Genomic DNA, 18,624 nt, shown 5'->3' with positions numbered 1-18,624 from the left:
ATCTGCGCTTTGGGCGTCACTGGGGGAATCGATACGCGGCCGTACGATTGCGCACGATGTCTTCGATCTCTCTGACGCGGGCAGGCACGCTCCTTGAGTGGTGACGTACGTAGACCTTGCGCGGCTCGTTGGGCTTTGACGAGCCATGGAGCGCGGCCCCTGGGCTGACCACCAGCTCGATGACCACGGTGCTGGCATCGTCAATTTGGAGAACATCGAAGGAACAAGTCGGCGACGGCTCGACCCACGCGTCAACGAGTTCTGAAAGCTGGTCGATGTACCTGTTGGCCTTTGTGGCCGGCAGTCCCACGATCTCGTACTCGTCGTTGATCCCAAACAACAGAGAACCACCGGCGCCGTTTGCGAAGGCGCAAACGGTCTTCATGACGCGGGCTTTAGAGTCTTCACTCGCGGGGATCTCTCGCTTGAACTCGACGGTATCGTTCTCGCGACCTGCGATGTAGCCATCAAGTCGGGCCTTGGGTGTGATTTCCACGTTGACGCCAGGCTCCTCAACGAAGCCCGAGGGCCTGGAGAGGAACCGACGATCCAGCCATTCCGCACCTGAGCGAACAACCACCCAAGCGCCAGTGGGTAGTCCGTCAGTAACGGGAAAGGTCACCGTGCGGATGTTGTCGGTCGACTCGGGCATTGTGATGGCAGTTCCTGGCGTGTCGCCCGCCAGTTCGACAATCAGGCCGTCGAGTGAGTCGCCCTCAACCTCTACTCGTACTTCATCATCGTCTATGTTCACTCGGTTGATGCGGGCCCGTGTGTCGATCCAACGGAATACGCCGGAGGTTGGCAGCGACCTGCCAACGGTCTTGGTTCCGAGCCCGAAGAAGGAGGCTGCAGCATTGTAGAAGCTGGCGAAGCTGGGAGCGTCTTCGGCCGAGATGAGCGGCACCGCTGGCTCGTTCGCCTGAAGGTTGCTGATGAGTCTGGCCTCGTCCGTCGGCCAGTCGACCACCTTGTACCCGGTCTGGGCGAAACTCTCACGCCGCTCCCAGTAGAGCGGCTCCATGAAGGCGTCATGTTCGGCAGCTCGTTCTGGCAGCGCAACCCTCCGCTCTCGGAGCCAGCCCGCGACGGACTCGCCCGGCGCATCGAACGAGACGAGGTCAACAGCGGGATACACCCATCGTCGCGTTGCCGCAGACCCATCCCGACCTCCGCCGATGACGATCTCCAGCATGCGTAACCGCCACTGGCCTTGACCGTTGTCGCAAGTTGCAGCGTTGACCCTGACCGTGTCGGCACGGGAGACGATCGAAGCAAGGTCATCAGGTGAAGTTGGCGTGTGACGAGAGATGCTCACGCTGTCATTGTCCCAGGGTCAGCGGAGTGGCCGCGAGGAAGGAAACAATGGCTGAGGGACGGTCTGTGTCCGGTCGCGCTTCAGCATGTTCCGCACTGTCGTTGACGAGAACCCAACTCGCTCAGAGATCCGGTCGTAGGACAGCCCATCGGCACGAAGCGCCCGAGCAACATCGATCTGTTCCTCGCTCATCGAGTTCGGGCGCTTCTCGACGCCCGCATGCTTGAGCCGGTGGTGGACGGTGCTTTCGTTGATCCTGTACTTCCGGGCGATCTGGGTGGCTCGCATCCCGGCCTTGTAGTCCGCCACGATGGCAGCGTTGACGTCGGCGCTTAACTGCTTCGGCCCAGTTCGCGGCGTCACGGGACAGGCTGGCCGCGTGACATCATCATTCAGGGCTCGAGCCAACAGTGACCGCAGGTGGGCGGTCTCGCGCTCCCGATTGGAGTGGGAGCGCAGGAGGCGCACAGAACGGTGAAGGTCCCGGGTCCGGAAGGATCCGGGACCTTCGTCGTGTCAGCGAGCGGCCATCAGCCAGCGCGCGATCGCGTCGGAGATCGGCAGTCCCGCAGCGGTCTCGTACCAGGGGTAACCCGGAGACGGGTTCACCTCGAAGCACACGACGCGACCGTCGTCGGCGAGCTTGAGGTCGACACCGGCGAACGGCAGGTCGAGGTCGGTGGCGAGCGACATGCACCGCTCGACGATGTCCTCGGGCAGGGCGAAGGCGGACAGGGTCGCGTCTTCGCCGGTCTGGGCGCGGGCGTAGCGGTAGTCGGTGGCTTCCGAGGTGACGGCTGCGGCGTACGTCTCGTCGCCGATGACGTGTACCCGGACATCCCTCCCCCGCACGTTCTCCTGGAACTGCACGGGGCACCAGCGGATGCGTCGCAGGCGCTCGCCGTCCGCATCCGGGTCGAAAGGGCTGACGATCGACCGGATGCCGCTCGCCGACTTGTAGATCGCCCCCGGGTGCGCGGCGAGGAATTCGGATGCCTCCTCCGGATCGTCCGTCAGCAGGGTCTCGGGTGTGTCGAACCCGTGGCGCCGGATCGTCTGGGCCTGGAACGGCTTCGACATGTTGGACGCCATCGATGAGAGACGATTCGCGACCCGGACGTCCGCTGCGGAGGGGGCGGTCTCCGAGAAGGCACGCAGGCCCTCGAACACCGCCCGAGCGCGCCGGCGCTGGGGGTGATCGGCCGGGAGCCCGGTCAGCTCGGGGAGGAGTTCGGGTTCGATCGGGCGGACGTAGACGCCTCCGACCGTGCGCACGTCGATACTCCGTCCCTGATCCACGATCCTTCCGCGCAACTCTCCCGCCTCGACACGCACGTCCACGGTCTGTTCGGCGAATCGACGGGGATGGAGCACCGTGACCTCGGCGTTGCGGTCGCGAAGCGCGTTCAGCAGCAGCGCGACCGGACTCTCACTGGGGACCCCCCAGACCACGACGTTCATGCCTGCACCCCTTCCCGCGGCGCGGCGGACCGGTGCGATTCGGCCAGCGCGATCAACCCGTCGACGAGGAACGATCCTGCCGCGGGGAGGGCGGGGAGCGGCGTCACGCCCTGGAACAGCCACTGTCCTTCGCCCACGATCATGTCGATCCCGATCAGAGCCGTGTCGGCGCCGACCGCATGAGCGAAGGACGACACCGACGCCGCGAAACCGCGAGGCATCGCCGTACCGGCTCGCTGGGCGATCTCCTCAGGGTTGAGGATCTCCCCATCGAGGACGACGAGCTGGGCGTAGGTCCCCGAGCGGATGCCCTCCCCGCACGCGAGCCCGCTCCGCTGAGCGAACAGCTGCGCCAGCTGCGGATGCGGTGCGGGCCCTGCGAGGCACACCGGCTCGGGACGGTTGCGGACAGGGCAGTCGAGCGCACGCAGCCAACTCAGCACGAATGCCGTCAGCTCTGCGGCGGCGTACTCCCGCTCGCCCGGCACGGCCGAGCGCCATGCGGCATCCGGGGGTGTCGTCATCCGGTTGATCACGAGCGCCGGACGCTCGATCGTCAGCGGACCGACCTCGACGACGGCCCGTGCGCCGTCGCGTCCGAGCCGTTGCGAACGCCGCCGGGCGAACGACAGCAGCTCCGAGGTCATGAGCGCGCACTCTGCGCCCGCATCTCGCAGCCGCGCGAGCAACCACAAGGCGCTGTCATCGCCGAGGTCACTGAGGACAAGGATCACGAGGCCTCCTTCGAACTGAGTGATCGGCATGGGCTGGTCGGTGTGCCCGACCAGCCCATGCCGCGGGCTACATCCCGAGGTTGTCGAGGTCGGCCTTCGTCGCGGCAGCCTCTGCGGCCTGCCGCTCGGCCTCGGCGCGCAGACCGGAAAGCGCCTCTGCGGAGAGATCCGCTTCCGCCCCCAGAGCGCTCGTGGACAGATCCGGGCGCAGTTCCGGAGAGACGAAGCTCACCAGCTGCTCGAGGCGCTCCTCGAGCTCGGCAAGGCGGGCTGCGAACTCCCCCGAACCCGCACCGCCCGGGTTCTCGACAGGCCCTCCTGGATCGAACGGAATGTTGTCCGGGACCCGCTTGTGGATGTCTCGGATGTCTTTGAGCCCTTTGCCGTCCGTGAGGAGCTCCTTGTCCTTGATCAGGTCTTTGCGCAGTTCCTTATCTTTGATCAGGTCTTTACGCAGTTCCTTGTCCTTCAGGATGTCCTTGCGGAGCTCCTTGTCCTTGTCCTTGAAGATGTCCTTGTGGCCGTCCTTGATGTCCTTGATGATCGACTTGCCGACGGCGATGTCGATGTTCAGTTCGGACAGCACGCTGGCGATGGGGTTGCCCACCGTCCCTGTCCCGGCACCGGCGAACAGGAGAGCGACCACGTAGCCGGATCCGTCGACGATGGCCGAGCCGGAGTCTCCGTGATCTGAGAACAGCGGGTTACGGCTCGTATCGGCGGCGATGCTGACCTGGTTGGTCAACGTGTGGACGCCGATCCCATCGCCGTAGTCGATGTTGACCGACAGTGCCAGCCCGTCGACCGACCCGTACGTCAGGCCGGTCGTGCGGCCGCGCTTGCGGACGGCCATGCCGAGGGTGGCGGCCTTCGTGCCCATCACGGTGCCGATGTCGGCGATCGCCGCGGTGGTGGCCCTGCCCGTATCGATCGTGATGACGGCACCGTCCACCGCCGAAGACAACGTGGCGCGGGCGATCGCGCCGAACTCGTCGGTCGGCACGACGCCCGTGTCGATCCGGCTCGGTTGGACCTGCCGATCTCCGACACTCCAGCCCGAGTCCACGCACGCCACGTGGAAGTTCGTCAGCGCAGCCCTGTTTCCGGTCGTCTTGTCGATGACGATCACCCCGAGGGTGCCGGCGAAGATGTATCCGCCGACAGCTCTGCTCGGCCCCATGCTGATGCCGCCCTCGAGGGTCGCGTAGTGCGTGGTGTCCGCCTGCAGACTGACGTCGAGCTGCTTACCCAGGACCTGCGGTTCGTACGAGCGTTCGAGGACATCGGTGACGACCCCCTCGATCTCCGCGGGAACCCGCTGATCCTCGGGCACGTCCGCCCTCTTCTTCCGAACGTGCACGCGGATCGCGATCTGCTCGGTCTGGACCCCGCCGACCACCTTGTAGCCGACGTCGATGCCCGTCACACCGGGCTGCGCAAGCCACTGCGCCTCGACCTTCTCTTTGATGGCGACCAACTCGTCGATGGTTGACATCGCTTCCCTTCCTTTCGTCTCCACTCCCCCGAGACGGGCAGACTGCCCTCCTTCTGGGAGGAGGGCACGAGACCGCCCCCTGATACAGGTGGCGGGATGTCCTCTGGCGGCACTCGCCGCGCACGGGCAGACTGTGTGCCATGACCGAGCAGACGTCCGTCCACGCGCTCGCGTCACGCTCGCCGGGTCCTGTCGCGCGCCCTTCGCCGGCCGCGATGACGACCGCGCTGCCGTCGCTGGCCGTCGAGGATCATCCGGCGGCGGTCCTGTCGGAGGCGCTCGCCGCGCGCACCGGGATGTTCGCCGTCACCGGCCCCTCGGGCGCGGGCAAGAGCACCTGGGTGCGCCAGCTCGTCGACGAGGCCCGTCGCCCGGGCGCGGTGCGGTGGCGTGTGGTCGCGGCGATCGCCGAACGCGAGCGGATCAGCACCCCGTACGCCGTCGCCGGCCAGCTGATCCGGGCCGCCGGCGCGCGGACCGATCCCGGGGGCGAGGACGCCGCAGCCGGCGCCCGCGCGGGCGCGCCCACGCTCCTCGGCGTCGCCGAGCGGATGCTGAGCGCACTCCTGCGGGGGCTGTCCTCGCGGCGGCGCCTGCTGCTCGTGGTCGACGATGCGCAATGGATCGACGACGCCTCGACGCACGTGCTGCGTCTCGTGCTCGGCAGGCTGGCGCCCACCGGGGTCGTCGTCGTGCTGGCGGGCCGGGATCCGGCGACGGCGGCGCTCGCCGAGTCCGTCGTCGCGGTCGACCGCTCGGCATGGTGCGCGCACCGGCGGCTGCCGATCGACGTCCTCGACGCCGCGGGCGTGCGCCGCTACGTCTCCGCTGTGCACGGGGTCGAGGTGTCGCTCGACCTCGCCGAGCGGATCCGTCGTGTCTCCGGCGGCACCCCGCTGCTCACGGACCAGGTCGTCGCCGGCATCGGGCCGATCCTCGCCGCCCGTGCCGCAGACGGTGCGGAACGGCCGGCGCGCTTCGACCAGGACGTCACGGACGCCGACATCGCCCGTGGATTCACCGCAGTGAACCCGTTCGGAGAGCTGGGCGCCGACCTGCCCCGCCCGGTGCAGGCGATCGTCGAGATCGCGGCCGTGCTCGGCAGTCCGCTGCGCGAGGCAGAGCTGCGGCGCACCGCGGCGATCCTCGGCGAGACCGTGGACCTCGCCGAGGCCGCCGCGCAGAGCCTGCTGAGCACCCGGGACCCGGCCCCCGAGGCCGGCGAGGAGGAGCGCGAGTGGACGGTTTTCCACGATCTCTACGCCGCCGACGTCGTCGCGCACCTCGGCACCCGGCGGCGCGCGCAGATCCTGGCGGCGGGCGCCGAAGCCGTCCCCGGCGCGGACGAGAGCACGCGGCATCGCGCCCTGATGTGGCGGATGGAGGCCGCGATCCTGTGCGGGGAGCCGCTCGTCGGCGACCTGCGAGCGCGCTTCGACGCGTCGGTCGAGGAGAGCGTGCGGGCCCGGCGCGTGGAGCACGTGTTCGCGGCGTGCCGGCGCGGCATCGGGCTGGCCGGGACCGCCCAGCCCGAGCTCGCCGGTGAGCTCGTCGTCGGGCTGTACTGCGCGGCTGTGGCGCTCTCGGCGCTGCCGCGCATGATCGAGTGGATCCCGCAGCTGGAGCAGGCGCCCACCGGTCCGCTGCGCGATCTCGCCCTGCTGCACGTGCGCGAGTTCCGCGGCGACTACGCGTGGGCGCGCGAGTTCGCGGACGGGCTGCTGCTGCGACTGCCGCGCTTCCCGGATGTGCTTCCGCAGTCGGCGGAGGACGTCGCCGCGATCGCGGAGCTGCTCGAACCCGAGGCGCTCGGCGGCCTGGTCGTGCGGCTGCAGGTCGTGATCGTGCTCGGGATCATGGCTCCGCAGGCCCGGCCGGGGGACTTCGGGATGGAGAGATTCGCGGAGGCCCGCGCGGGCGCGGAGTGGATGATCGCCGTGCAGCACGCGGATCCCGAGTCCTGGCGGGCGGCATGGGGGCGCCTGGACCGGCGCTTCGAGGGGCTGCCCAGCGCGCACGACGTGCTGATGCGCTCGATCGGGATGCAGGTGTTCGGCCTCAGCGCGATCGGCCCCGCCGAACGGGTGCCGATCGAGCTCGCCGCGCTCAGCCGGGCGATCGCGATCGCCCCCGCCGAGACCGCGACCCTGTTCGACGCCCTCGTGATCCGGGCCGGCATGTTCTCGGCGGTCGGGTACATCGGCATGGCTGCGGCGGACCTCGCCGTGTGCATGCGGATGCTGCGAGAGGGCACCGGTGGCTGGGGCACCGGCACGGCGCGGGCGCTCCACATCTACTGCCGTCATCTGCTCGGGGACGTCGACGAGGTCGCCGATGCGCTCGCCGAGGCCGCGGCGACGATGTTCGACGACATGGACGCGGTGGGGCGCCCGGTGCTCTGCGCTCTGCGTGCGGTGCGCGCCGCCGAGGCCGGGGACGAGGACGCCTGGCGGGCCGACATGGAGGCCGTGGCGCAGTTCGCTCAGCGCGGCTACGACACCGTCGGCGTCGAGTACGAGCTGCTCGCGCACATCGCCCTGGCCCGTCTGCATCGCGATCCCGAGGCCCAGCTGGCCGCGTTCGACCCCGGCGGTCCGCTCGCCGGGCGGCTGCTGCGCAGCCAGAACCTGTACGCGTACAAGGTCGACGCCCTCGCCGCGCTCGGCAGGGCGGAGGAGGCGGATCGCGAGCTCGCGCGGCTCAAGGCACTTCCGCAGCCCGGGTTCCAGCCGGTGTACGCGTCGATCGAGTGGCTCGAGGGGCGGGTGCACGAGGCGTACGGGCTGACCAAGCGGGCCCTGCGCGCCTACCGCGCCGCCGCCGATCCGGAAGGTCCCGGCGAGCGGCTACCCGCCGTGCTCGCCCAGGCCGCGCTCGACGCGGGACGGCTGACACTCGCGACCGGAGGCGGGCTGAGCACGGCCCGCCGGCACCTGCGCGCTGCGCAGCAGCGGTTCCTCGGGCTGGGTCGTCCGCTCGCCGCGGCGGAGGCGACCGCGCTGATCGACGCCACCCGGCATCCGGTTCCCGCCGAGCGGGCGCCGGACGGATCGGGTCACGGATCCGGATCCGATTCCGCGGAGCCCCGGCGGATGGCGGGCTTCGAGTCGCTCACCGCACGGGAGCGCGAGGTCGCCGGACTCGCCGCGGCCGGGCGGACGAACGCCGAGATCGCCGCCGCGCTCGGTGTCGAGGAGAAGACCGCCGCGTTCCACATGGGCAACGTGCTGCACACGCTCGGACTGAGCTCCCGGCGCCAGCTGCGCGGCCCTGTGCCCTCGACCGGACCGGGGACGGCTCCCGGCGGCGCCGGGGACGATCCGTGGGCGCCGCTGAGCCGGCGCGAGCGCGAGGTCGCGGAACTCGCCGCGCGCGAGCTCACCGACGCCGAGATCGCCGACGAGCTCGGGCTCAGCGCACGCACCGTGGGCGGTCACATGGGGCGGGTGCTCGCGAAGCTCGGCCTGCGTTCGCGGCGCGAGCTGCGCGGCTGAGATCGGCCGGGAGAGCCCGGGAACCGAGTAGTTGATACCAGGCTTCGGCGTCCGACCGGGGTGCGGTCACGCGGCGTCCTACCGTGGATCGTCGCCCTTGTGACGCCCGACACGAGGGCGGGACATCAGAAGCACGCGAGCGCTGGGGACGCGCCGCGGCGGCGGCCGCTGTGGGGACAGCGGAGCGCGCCGCAGCACCGAGGCCCGGATCCGTCAGGAACCGGGCCTCGCTGGTGTCGGCGGGACGGTCGGGTGCAGGCCTGGCCAGGGGCGACCGTATCGGGCCGCCCCGCGGGGCAGGTCGCTACTTGTACCAGGCCGCGACGCCGCCGTGGTGGGAGCAGGCGCCACGGTGGCTCGCCGCGTACGAGAGCGTGCCATCGCTGCACAGCGCGGTCGCGCCGCCGGCCTGTGCCGGAGCGGGCACGGGTGCGACCGGGGCCGGCGCGGGCGCGGGCGCGACCGGGGCCGGAGCGGGCGCGGGTGCGACCGGTGCCGGAGCGGGCGCGGCGGGCGCCGGGGGCGGGTCCGCAGGCGCCGGAGCGGGTGCGACGGGCACGAGCGTCGACGTCGGGACGGGCGCGGCCGGGCTCGACGGTGCGGCTCCCCCGGCGAACGCCGAGCTCTTCACGGCCTGACCCGGGCAGGCGGTGAGTACGCGGGCCATGGCATCGTGCTCGGCGCGCGTGACCCACAGCCCGTACGCCGCCTTGACGGCGATCTGCCGCGAGACGTACTCGCAGCGGAAGGACTTGTTCGCCGGGAGCCAGGTCGCGGCGTCGCCGGCACCCTTCTTCGCGTTGCTCCTCCCGTCGACCGCGAGCAGATTCAGGGGGTCGTTCGCGAGGAGTGTGCGCTGCTGGCTCGACAGTCTCTGCGCCCCTGTGACCCAGGCGTTCTCCAGCGCCACGATGTGGTCGATCTGGACCACGTCCGAGGTCTTCGGCCCGCGAGTGAACAGGAGGGTGGCGCCCGTGTACGGGTCCGTGAGCCGGCCGGTCAGCACGACGCAGGATCCGCGGCGGGTCAGGTTGCTGAGATCGCGCGCGAGGATGTCGTCACGGGTGTCGCAGCCGTTGCGGTCGACGTCGAGCCACGCACGCCCGAACTGCGCGGTGCGTGCGTATCCGGTGACGGCGGCCTTGCCCTTCACGGGCAGGGTCGCGAGCACATCGGCGGCGGATCCGGACACCGCCACCGGAGCGACGGGAACATCGGCGGCGTTCGCGACCGTGGGCGCGCCGAGGGCGGACAGCACGGCGGCGACGGCGACGGCGGAGATCGTGAGCGCGCGGGCGCGAGTGAGCAGCGACATGTTCAAGCAGGACTCTCGGTTCGGGCTCCGAGGGGGTTCGGGTGAGAGCAGAATATCGGTCGCGGAATCCCTCTGTGTGCCGACGCGCTGCCCGCTAGGGTGGCCTCAGTCGCGGGTCGCGGCGCGAAGGGGGCACCGTGGTCTCGAACGAATCCGCACCGGCTCCCGCTTCGCGCCGCACGGGATCGGGCCCGTTCCACCGGCTCTCGGCGGCGATCGGGCGGCAGGCCATGCCGATCCGCATCGTGCTGGGGCTCGGGATCGCGGCGGTCGGTGTCGTCTTCCTCCTCGTGTCGATGTCCGTGCAGACGGTCGCGCTGGTCGCCGGGATCGGGATCCTGCTGATCGGGATCGCGCTGCTGCTCACGTCGGGCGACACGGCGGGTGAGGAGCAGGACGGCGGGCACGCCGCGTCCGTCGTCGGCCGGGTGCTCGGCGGGCTGCTCGCGCTGCTCGGCGCCGGGATGGCGCTGTGGCCGGCGGCGGGCGCGCCGCTACTGTCCGCCCTGATCGGGATCGCGCTGGTCGGCTTCGCCGTCGCGACCGCGGCGCGCGCCGTCCGCCCCGGCGCGGACCAGCGCACCACCGCCCTGATCGCCGCAGCCGCGACTCTCGCCGTCGCCGCGATCACCGTCTTCTGGCCCGTGCTGACGCTCGTCGTGTTCCGGCTCGGCGTGGGCGCCTGGTTCGTGTTCGTCGGACTGCAGCTGATCGTGCGGGCGTTCGTCCGCCGCCGATCGGGGCGACCCTCGACGAGCCGGCGGCCGTGGCAGCGCTGGCTGCGCACGATCGGCGCGACCGTCTCGCTCGTGCTCGCGGTCGCGGTCGCCGCCGGCAGCGGGTCCCTGCTCGGCGGTACGCCGCTGCCCGTGCCCGACGCCTTCTACACCCCGCCCGCCGAAGTGCCGTCGAAGCCCGGCACGCTGATCCGCTCCGAGCCGCTCACCGTCGGCGTGCCCGACGGCGCGAAGGCGTGGCGGATCCTGTACACGACCACCCACCCGGACGGCTCCCCCGCGATCTCCAGCGGCACGATCCTCGCACCTGCCGATCCCGGACCGGATCCGCGCCCCCTGCTGACGGTCGCGCACGGCACGGTCGGCGTCGTGCCGGGCTGCGCGCCGTCGCTCAGCGACGCCCCGTTCGCGGACGGCGCCGGCACGGCGATGGCCGACATGGTCACCGAGCACGGCTGGATCGCCGTCACCTCCGACTACATCGGGCTCGGCACGACGGGCCCGCACCCGTACCTCGTCGGCGACGCTGAGGCGCGCAACGTCTGGGATGCCTCCCGCGCCGCGCTGGGCTTCCCGGGGCTGAAGGTCTCCACCGACACCGTGATCTGGGGTCACTCGCAGGGCGGCCAGGGGTCGCTCTGGACCGGGCAGATCGCCGGCTCGTACGCGCCCGAGTTCACCGTCAAGGGCGTCGCGGCGTTCGCGCCGGCGTCCGACCTGTACGGCCTGGCCGAGGCGATCAAGACCGAGACCGCGGGCAAGACGGTCTCCGCCTACATCGCGGCGACCTGGGACAGGGTGTTCCCGGACCTCGAGGTCTCGTCGCACCTCACCCCCGGATCCGCCGGCCCGGTGCAGCGGATCAGCGGACTGTGCTTCAACGGCAAGGACGGCCTCGCCGCGATCCTGCGCGGCAGCCAGGTGCCGAACCAGGTCTTCCCCGACGCGCTGATGGACGGCCCGTTCGGCGACACGCTCAAGGAGCAGGAGCCCACCGGTCCGTTCCCCGCGCCCGTGCTCGTCGCACAGGGGCTCGCCGACCCGCTCGTGAAGCCCGCGCTGCAGCACGCGTGGGTGCAGGCGCGGTGCGCCGCCGGCGTGCCGATCGACTACCGGACCTACCCCGGGCTCGGGCATGTCGAGCTCGTCGGCCCGGACTCGCCGCTCACGCCGCAGCTGGAGAAGTGGACCCTCGACCGCTGGGCCGGCGCTCCGGCGACCCCGGACTGCGCGCACCTGCCGGAGTAGCAGTCCCTTCGAGGGCTCAGGGCGCGGGGCGCGGGGCTCAGGGCGCGGGGCGCGGGGCTCAGGGCGCGGGGCGCGGGGGCGCCAGTCACGGAGATGGGCGCGAACTTCGGAGGAATTCCGGGATCCGGTCCGAAGGTGGCGCACTTCTCCGAGCCGAGCGCTCGTGCGGAAGTGCGCCATCCGGCCGGGTCCCAAATCCATGCGTGCATGAAAGCTTGCAAGGGTGTAACATTGCAGGGTTGCAAGATTTGCGCCGGCGTCGGCGCCCGCGTCGATCGATCGGGTCCGCGGGCAGGACCCGCACCGTTCCACCCCATCCCCCGGAAGGACCTCTATGTCCACCGCCACAGACACCCTCGAGGCCGTCACACCGGCCGTCGAGCGCGCGTCGAAGCCGATCATGACCCACCGGCAGATCATGCTCGTGATCTACGGCCTGATGTCCGGCATGTTCCTGTCGTCCCTCGCGCAGACCGTGTTCGGCACCGCGATCCGCACGATCGGCGACGACCTGCACGGCCTCGACCAGCAGGCATGGGTGACCACCGCGTTCCTCATCACGTCGACCATCGCCGTGCCCATCTACGGCAAGCTCTCCGACATCTTCGGCCGCCGGCCGCTGTTCATCCTCGGCATCGTGATCTTCGTGCTGGGATCCACGCTCTCCGCGTTCTCCACCTCGATGATGATGCTCGCCGCGTTCCGCGCGTTCCAGGGCATCGGCGCCGGCGCGCTCATGGCGCTGCCGCTCGCGATCATGGGCGACATCCTCGCCCCGCGCGAGCGCGCCAAGTACCAGGGCTACTTCTTCGCGGTGTTCGGCATCGCGACCGTGATCGGCCCGCTCGTCGGCGGCCTGTTCGCCGGTGCGAAGCAGATCCTCTGGATCGACGGCTGGCGATGGGTGTTCCTCATCAACATCCCGCTCGGCCTGTTCGCGCTGTTCATGGTCGTCACGTTCCTGCACCTGCCGAAGGTCGGCAAGCACAAGGGCCCGCGGATCGACTGGTGGGGCGCGGCCGCGGTCGTCGTCGCGCTCGTGCCGCTGCTCATCGTGGTCGAGCAGGGTCGCACCTGGGGCTGGACCTCGGTCGCGTCGATCGCCTGCTACGTCACCGGCGTGGTCGGCCTCATCGCGTTCATCGTCATCGAGGGCCTGATGAAGGACGACGCGATCATCCCGCTGAAGCTGTTCCGCTCGGGCACCTTCTCCATGGCGACGGTCCTCGGCTTCATGGTCGGCTTCGCGATGTTCGGCGCGATGATGACCATCCCGCTCTACATGCAGATCGTCGTCGGCATGAACCCGACCCAGTCGGGTCTGTCCATGCTGCCGCTCATCGTCGGCCTGATGATCGCCTCGCTCGCCTCGGGTCAGATCACCGCCCGAACCGGCAAGTACCGCGTCTTCCCGGTGCTGGGCACGCTGTTCACCGCGATCGGCTTCGTCTCGCTCACTTTCATCCGGTACGAGACGCCGCTGTGGCAGATCTTCATCGGCATGTTCGTGCTGGGCCTCGGCCTCGGCCAGCTCATGCAGCCGCTGACCCTCGCCAGCCAGAACTCGGTCGCCCCGAACGAGATGGGCGTCGCCTCGAGCGCGGCCACCTTCTTCCGCCAGATCGGCGGAACGCTGGGTACCGCGATCATGCTGTCGCTGCTGTTCTCGATGCTGCCGGCGGGGATCCTGCACGCCACCGAGGACGAGGCGACGCTGACCTCGGCGCTGTCGACCGCGATGGATCCGTCCGAGGCCGGCAAGGCCGAGAACGCGGGCATCATGAAGCAGCTCTGGACGCCGATCGTCGGCCCGATCCAGAAGAACATCCAGGAGCAGCTGGACAAGGGCGTGGCCGAGGGCGACGCGAAGGCGAAGGCCGCAGCGGTCGAGGCCGTCACCGCCAAGGTCACCGCGGGCGTGAACGCCGCGGTCGCGGCCGGGCAGCTCCCCACGGCCGCCGCTCCGGCCGTGATCGCGCAGAAGGTCGCCGAGGCCACTCCGGCCGCGCAGGCCGCGGCGCACCAGGCCGTGCTGACCGCCGTTGCCGACAAGGCGCACGCCACCGTGCAGGGCGACACGGTCGCCGTGAACTGGGCGGACGCCGATCAGCGCGGGTACTGGGTCGACCAGCTCGTGCCGACGCTGCAGACCGAGCTCAAGAAGAAGGAGTCCGGTGGCAACGGATCCTCCACCGCTCAGGTGAACGACACCTCGTTCCTCACCGGCGCGGACGCCCGCCTCACGAAGCCGTTCATGGTCGGCTTCATCGACGGGCTCGTGGTGCTGTACTGGGTCGGCTTCGGCGTGATCCTGCTCGCGTTCGTGCTGACCTGGTTCTTCAAGGTCCCGCCGCTGCGCGCCCGGTCGGCGCTGCAGGAGCAGGCCGACAAGGCCGGCGTCACCGCGACCGGAAGCATCAGGACCCATCAGGCGTGAGCGAGTCCGGGGCGGGGTTCGGACCCCGTCCCGGCTCCCGTCGGAGGAGAACGAGATGACGAGCATCGAGGATCCGCACGCCGTCGCCTGCGGGCGCCGGGAGCGCAAGAAGCAGCAGACCCGCGAGGCGCTGCACGAGGCCGCCCTGCGCCTCGTCGAGGAGCAGGGCCTCGACGGCACCACCGTCGAGCAGATCTGCCAGGCCGTGGACGTGTCGCCGCGCACGTTCTTCAACTACTTCCCGTCGAAGGCCGCCGCCGCCCTCGACCTGCCCGACGCGGCGATCTCGCCGGAGGCCGCGGAGGAGTTCCGCACGGCGCAGGGCGAGCTGATCCCGGCGCTGTGCGCCCTGATCGGCTCGTCGATCGACCACTCCCAGCAGCGCAAGCGGATGAAGGAGCTGGTGATGCGCCGGCCCGAGCTGCTGCCCGCCTTCGCGCAGTGGATGGGCGGGATCCGCGATCAGTACGTCGCCCTCGTCAGCGAGCGCGCCGGCGCGGACGAGGCGTTCACCGCGGTCGCGCTGACGATGGCCGCGATGAGCGTGCTCGTGCACGACTCCTCCGCCGCGGGCGAGCGCCCGGGGGCAGAGCGTCTGCTCGAGGGTGTCGACGCGCTCGTCGCCGCGCGCTCGCAGCGGATGCGCGCGGCGGACTGAGGGGACCGAGGCCGGGGCGCCGGACCCTTCGACAAGCTCAGGGACCGGTGCGTCGCAGGCCCAGGGCCCGGGTCATGCGGCTGAACACGCAGATCCCAGCAACCTCATAGCGAAAGTGCACTTGCGCAACCTTTCTCGGAGAGTAATCTTGCAGGGCTGCAACATTTTGCCGCCAACGTGGGCGCTCCGAGCCGACGGGTGTCGACCGAGCGCGACGTCTCTTTCCACCCGAGAAGGGCCCCCATGTCCACCGCAACCACCGCACCCGGGGCGACGCGCTCAGAGCGCAAGCAGTCCGCCCCGATCATGACGCACAGGCAGATCCTGCTCGTCATCTACGGCCTCATGGCCGGCATGTTCCTGTCGTCGCTCGACCAGACCATCGTGGGCACCGCGATCCGCACGATCGGCGACGACCTGCACGGCCTCGACCAGCAGGCGTGGGTGACCACGGCCTACCTGATCACGTCGACCATCTCGGTGCCGATCTACGGCAAGCTCAGCGACATCTTCGGGCGCCGTCCGCTGTTCCTCTTCGGCATCTCGGTGTTCATCCTCGGGTCGGTCCTCGCCTCCTTCTCGGGGTCGATGCTGATGCTCGCCGCGTTCCGCGGGGTGCAGGGCATCGGCGCCGGCGCGCTGATGTCGCTGCCGCTCGCGATCATGGCCGACATCCTCGCGCCGCGCGAGCGCGCGAAGTACCAGGGCTACTTCTTCGCGGTCTTCGGCGTCTCCTCCCTCATCGGCCCGCTCGTCGGCGGCCTGTTCGCGGGCGCGCACCAGATCCTCTGGATCGACGGCTGGCGCTGGGTGTTCCTCGTCAACGTGCCGATCGGCATCATCGCCCTCGGCATGGTGATCGCGTTCCTGCACCTGCCGAAGATCGGCAAGCACGCCAACCCGCGGATCGACTGGTGGGGCGCCACGGCCGTGATCGTCGCACTGGTGCCGCTGCTGCTCGTCGCCGAGCAGGGCCGCGAGTGGGGCTGGGCCTCGGTCGGCGCGCTCGCCTGTTACATCATCGGCGGCGTGGGCATCATCGCCTTCGTGCTCATCGAGATCGCGATGAAGAACGACGCGATCATCCCGATCCGGCTGTTCCACTCGCGCCCGTTCTCCTGGGCCACCGGCATCGGCGTGCTCGTCGGCTTCGGCATGTTCGGCGCGATGATGACCATCCCGCTGTACATGCAGATCGTCGTCGGGCTGAACCCGACCGAGTCGGGCTTCGCGATGCTGCCGATGGTGCTCGGCCTGATGACCTCGTCCATGGGCGCGGGCCAGATCACCGCTCGCACCGGCAAGTACGGGTTCTTCCCGCGCACCGGCACGTTCGTCATGGCGATGGGCTTCCTGCTGCTGGCGTTCATCCACGCCGACAGCCCGCTCTGGTACATGCTGATCAGCATGTTCGTGGTCGGCCTCGGCCTCGGTCAGCTCATGCAGTCGCTCACCATGGCGAGCCAGAACGCGGTGGATGCCCGGGACATGGGCGTCGCCACGAGCGCCGCGACCTTCTTCCGCCAGATCGGCGGAACGCTGGGCACCGCGATCATGCTGTCGGTGCTGTTCACGCTGCTGCCGACCAACATCACGCACAACATGGCGGACAAGCCGACCCTCACGGCGGCTCTGAACGCCGCGCTGGATCCGGCCGTCGCCGGCAAGGCGAACAACACGGCCGTCATGAAGCAGCTCTGGACGCCCATCGTGGATCCGATCCAGAAGAACATCCAGGACGGTCTCGACAAGGGCACCGCCCAGGCGAAGGCCGCCGTCGACGCGGCCGTGACCGCGAAGGTGACGCAGGGCGTGAACGCCGCGGTCGCCGCCGGCCAGGTCCCCGCCGCGGCCGCCCCCGCCGTGATCGCCCAGCAGGTCGCCGCGGCCAAGCCGGCCGCCGAGGACCAGGCCCTGCAGGCCGCCGCGACCCAGGCGCACGCCACGGTCAAGGACGGCGCACTGACCGTGGACTGGGCGAACAAGGACCAGCGCTCCTACTGGGTCGACAAGCTCGTGCCCGACATCACCACGCAGATCAACAAGAACGGCTCCAAGGCGTCGAGCGGATCGACCAGCTCGGTCAGCGATACCTCGTTCCTCAACGGCGCCGACGCCGCCCTCACCCGGCCGTTCATGAACGGCTTCACGGAGGCGATCGTCGTCATCTACTGGGTCGGGTTCGGCGTGCTGATGCTGGCGTTCGTGCTGAGCTGGTTCTTCAAGGCCCCGCCGCTGCGGCGCACCTCCGCGCTGCAGGAGCAGGCCGACGCCGCCGGTATCACCGAGACCGGTACCATCAAGGCGCAAGAGGCCTGAGCGCCGAGCCGGGGCGGATCCGATCCGCCCCGGCTCTCCGCCCGAGGAGAGCAACATGAGCATCGTGGAAACCGTGCGAGACGGCGGCGAGGGCCGTCGGGAGCGCAAGAAGCAGCAGACCCGTCAGGCGCTGCACGAGGCCGCCCTGCGCCTCGTCGAGGAGCAGGGGCTGGACGGCACGACGATCGAGCAGATCTGTCAGGCCGTGGACGTGTCGCCGCGCACGTTCTTCAACTACTTCCCGTCGAAGGCCGCCGCGGCCCTGAACCTGCCGGAGTCGGGGGTGGCCGCCGATGTCGTGGAGCGGTTCCTGGCGATGCCCGGCGAGATCGTGCCGGCGCTGTGCGAGGTCGTCGGCGCCTCGATGGATGACGGCATGGATCGCGTGCGGCTGAAGCAGCTGATCAAGCTCCGCCCCGAGCTGATGCCGGCGCTCTCGCAGTGGATGGGCGCGGCGCGCGAGCAGTTCATCGAGCTCGCCGAGCGCCGCGCGGCCGATCGCGACGAGGCGGTGCGGGCCGTCTCTCTCGTGCTCGCGGCGCTGAACGTGCTGGTGTACACCGGATCCGCCCCGGACCGTCCCGGTGCGGAGCGACTGCTCGCCGCCGTCGACGGCCTCATCGGGGTGCGCGGTGCGCGGATGGCGGATCCGGCCCCTACGCTGAACGCGTGACCGTCTCCCCCGCTCCCCTCGCCGATCCGCTCGCTCGCGTCGCCTGGCCGCTGCGCACCGAGCGGCTGGTCGTGCGTCGCGCCACCCCGGACGACGTCGAGGCGGTGTGGCGGTTCCGGCAGCTGCCGGAGGTCGCGGAGTGGATCACCGCTGCACCGGAGGACGCCGAGGCGTTCCGCGCGCACTTCACCGAGCCGGATCGTCTCGCGGTGTCGCTGATCGTCGAGCGCGAGGGCGCCGGTGTGATCGGTGACGTGATGCTGCGGATCCAGGACGCCTGGTCGCAGGCCGAGGTGAGCGCGGACGCCAAGGCCGTGCAGGCGGTGCTCGGATGGACGATGGATCCGGCGGCGCAGGGCCACGGCTACGCGACGGAGGCCGTCCGCGCCGTGATCGCCGCCTGCTTCGAGCAGCTCGGGCTGCGCCGGGTCTGGGCGGGCTGCTTCGCCGCGAACGAGCCGTCGTGGCGGATGATGGAGCGCCTCGGCATGCGTCGGGAGGAGCACAGCCGCGCCACCGCCCTGCACCGCAGCGGCGAGTGGATGGACGGCATGGCCTACGGCCTGCTCGCCGACGAGTGGCGGGCCGCGCAGGGCTGACGCCCGCCGCCCCCGGGGGCTCGCACCGGATCCTGATCGGGGTCCGGTCAGGGCCTGAGCCGCCTCGGATCCCGGCCGAACAGGCGAGGAACCGGCCGGAGGAGTCCCCCTCCGTGCCCATCCGTGGCACGTACCC

13 protein-coding genes are annotated in these 18,624 nt (G+C 70.4%); 7 read left to right on the top strand and 6 right to left on the bottom strand.

Annotation, left to right across the window (positions count from 1 at the left end):
- Positions 1 to 16 precede the first annotated feature (16 nt).
- The 5 genes from RBR11_RS12535 to RBR11_RS12515 form a co-directional block, all read right to left on the bottom strand.
- Positions 17 to 1,318 (bottom strand): AlbA family DNA-binding domain-containing protein, encoded by a 1,302-nt coding sequence (locus RBR11_RS12535; protein WP_308489688.1) that lies wholly within the window; start codon positions 1,316 to 1,318, stop codon positions 17 to 19.
- Positions 1,319 to 1,336: 18 nt separating this feature from the next.
- Entirely contained in the window at positions 1,337 to 1,627 is a 291-nt protein-coding gene (locus RBR11_RS12530) for a hypothetical protein (RefSeq protein ID WP_308489687.1), read from the bottom strand.
- Between the two features lie 207 nt (positions 1,628 to 1,834).
- Positions 1,835 to 2,779 carry an ATP-grasp domain-containing protein gene (locus RBR11_RS12525; protein ID WP_308489686.1) on the bottom strand — a complete coding sequence of 315 codons (945 nt, stop codon included), beginning with the start codon at positions 2,777 to 2,779 and terminating at the stop codon, positions 1,835 to 1,837.
- The gene (locus tag RBR11_RS12520) at positions 2,776 to 3,426 is read right to left on the bottom strand and encodes a hypothetical protein (RefSeq protein ID WP_308489685.1); all 651 of its coding nucleotides are present in this window, start codon (positions 3,424 to 3,426) and stop codon (positions 2,776 to 2,778) included. Before RBR11_RS12520 ends, RBR11_RS12525 begins: the two co-directional genes overlap by 4 nt.
- Before the next feature lie 154 nt (positions 3,427 to 3,580).
- Complete coding sequence (locus tag RBR11_RS12515) at positions 3,581 to 5,008, bottom strand: chymotrypsin family serine protease (protein ID WP_308489684.1); 1,428 nt, start codon at positions 5,006 to 5,008, stop codon at positions 3,581 to 3,583.
- Between the two features lie 140 nt (positions 5,009 to 5,148).
- Between RBR11_RS12515 and RBR11_RS12510 the strand changes: the two genes are divergently transcribed.
- On the top strand, positions 5,149 to 8,502 hold the full coding sequence (locus RBR11_RS12510; RefSeq protein ID WP_308489683.1) for a helix-turn-helix transcriptional regulator: 3,354 nt from the start codon (positions 5,149 to 5,151) through the stop codon (positions 8,500 to 8,502).
- 304 nt (positions 8,503 to 8,806) lie between these two features.
- Here the strand turns inward: RBR11_RS12510 and RBR11_RS12505 are convergent, their stop codons facing one another.
- Entirely contained in the window at positions 8,807 to 9,817 is a 1,011-nt protein-coding gene (locus RBR11_RS12505; protein ID WP_308489682.1) for a GmrSD restriction endonuclease domain-containing protein, read from the bottom strand.
- A gap of 137 nt (positions 9,818 to 9,954) precedes the next feature.
- Between RBR11_RS12505 and RBR11_RS12500 the strand changes: the two genes are divergently transcribed.
- From RBR11_RS12500 to RBR11_RS12475, 6 genes are all read left to right on the top strand, one after another.
- A complete protein-coding gene (locus RBR11_RS12500; RefSeq protein ID WP_308489681.1) occupies positions 9,955 to 11,802 on the top strand; it encodes a lipase family protein in 1,848 nt (615 codons plus the stop codon).
- A 334-nt stretch (positions 11,803 to 12,136) separates the two neighbouring features.
- Positions 12,137 to 14,239 (top strand): MDR family MFS transporter, encoded by a 2,103-nt coding sequence (locus RBR11_RS12495; RefSeq protein WP_308489680.1) that lies wholly within the window; start codon positions 12,137 to 12,139, stop codon positions 14,237 to 14,239.
- 55 nt (positions 14,240 to 14,294) lie between these two features.
- A complete protein-coding gene (locus RBR11_RS12490) occupies positions 14,295 to 14,897 on the top strand; it encodes a TetR/AcrR family transcriptional regulator (RefSeq protein ID WP_308489679.1) in 603 nt (200 codons plus the stop codon).
- 243 nt (positions 14,898 to 15,140) lie between these two features.
- Positions 15,141 to 17,216 (top strand): MDR family MFS transporter, encoded by a 2,076-nt coding sequence (locus RBR11_RS12485; RefSeq protein WP_308489678.1) that lies wholly within the window; start codon positions 15,141 to 15,143, stop codon positions 17,214 to 17,216.
- A gap of 55 nt (positions 17,217 to 17,271) precedes the next feature.
- On the top strand, positions 17,272 to 17,889 hold the full coding sequence (locus tag RBR11_RS12480) for a TetR/AcrR family transcriptional regulator (protein ID WP_308489677.1): 618 nt from the start codon (positions 17,272 to 17,274) through the stop codon (positions 17,887 to 17,889).
- Complete coding sequence (locus tag RBR11_RS12475) at positions 17,886 to 18,488, top strand: GNAT family N-acetyltransferase (RefSeq protein ID WP_308489676.1); 603 nt, start codon at positions 17,886 to 17,888, stop codon at positions 18,486 to 18,488. Before RBR11_RS12480 ends, RBR11_RS12475 begins: the two co-directional genes overlap by 4 nt.
- The last annotated feature ends 136 nt before the right edge of the window (positions 18,489 to 18,624 follow it).

The sequence above is a fragment of the Microbacterium capsulatum genome (assembly GCF_030865425.1).
Lineage (GTDB): Bacteria > Actinomycetota > Actinomycetes > Actinomycetales > Microbacteriaceae > Microbacterium > Microbacterium capsulatum.
The sequence above is the reverse complement of the archived record's forward strand: the minus strand, read 5'-3'. Positions and strand labels throughout refer to the sequence as shown.

Coding starts and splice junctions, on each gene's coding strand:
- RBR11_RS12480 (WP_308489677.1), top strand. CDS start 17,272: ATGAGCATCGTGGAAACCGTGCGAGACGGCGGCGAGGGCCGTCGGGAG.
- RBR11_RS12505 (WP_308489682.1), bottom strand. CDS start 9,817: ATGTCGCTGCTCACTCGCGCCCGCGCGCTCACGATCTCCGCCGTCGCC.
- RBR11_RS12510 (WP_308489683.1), top strand. CDS start 5,149: ATGACCGAGCAGACGTCCGTCCACGCGCTCGCGTCACGCTCGCCGGGT.
- RBR11_RS12495 (WP_308489680.1), top strand. CDS start 12,137: ATGTCCACCGCCACAGACACCCTCGAGGCCGTCACACCGGCCGTCGAG.
- RBR11_RS12515 (WP_308489684.1), bottom strand. CDS start 5,008: ATGTCAACCATCGACGAGTTGGTCGCCATCAAAGAGAAGGTCGAGGCG.
- RBR11_RS12485 (WP_308489678.1), top strand. CDS start 15,141: ATGTCCACCGCAACCACCGCACCCGGGGCGACGCGCTCAGAGCGCAAG.
- RBR11_RS12520 (WP_308489685.1), bottom strand. CDS start 3,426: ATGACCTCGGAGCTGCTGTCGTTCGCCCGGCGGCGTTCGCAACGGCTC.
- RBR11_RS12525 (WP_308489686.1), bottom strand. CDS start 2,779: ATGAACGTCGTGGTCTGGGGGGTCCCCAGTGAGAGTCCGGTCGCGCTG.
- RBR11_RS12490 (WP_308489679.1), top strand. CDS start 14,295: ATGACGAGCATCGAGGATCCGCACGCCGTCGCCTGCGGGCGCCGGGAG.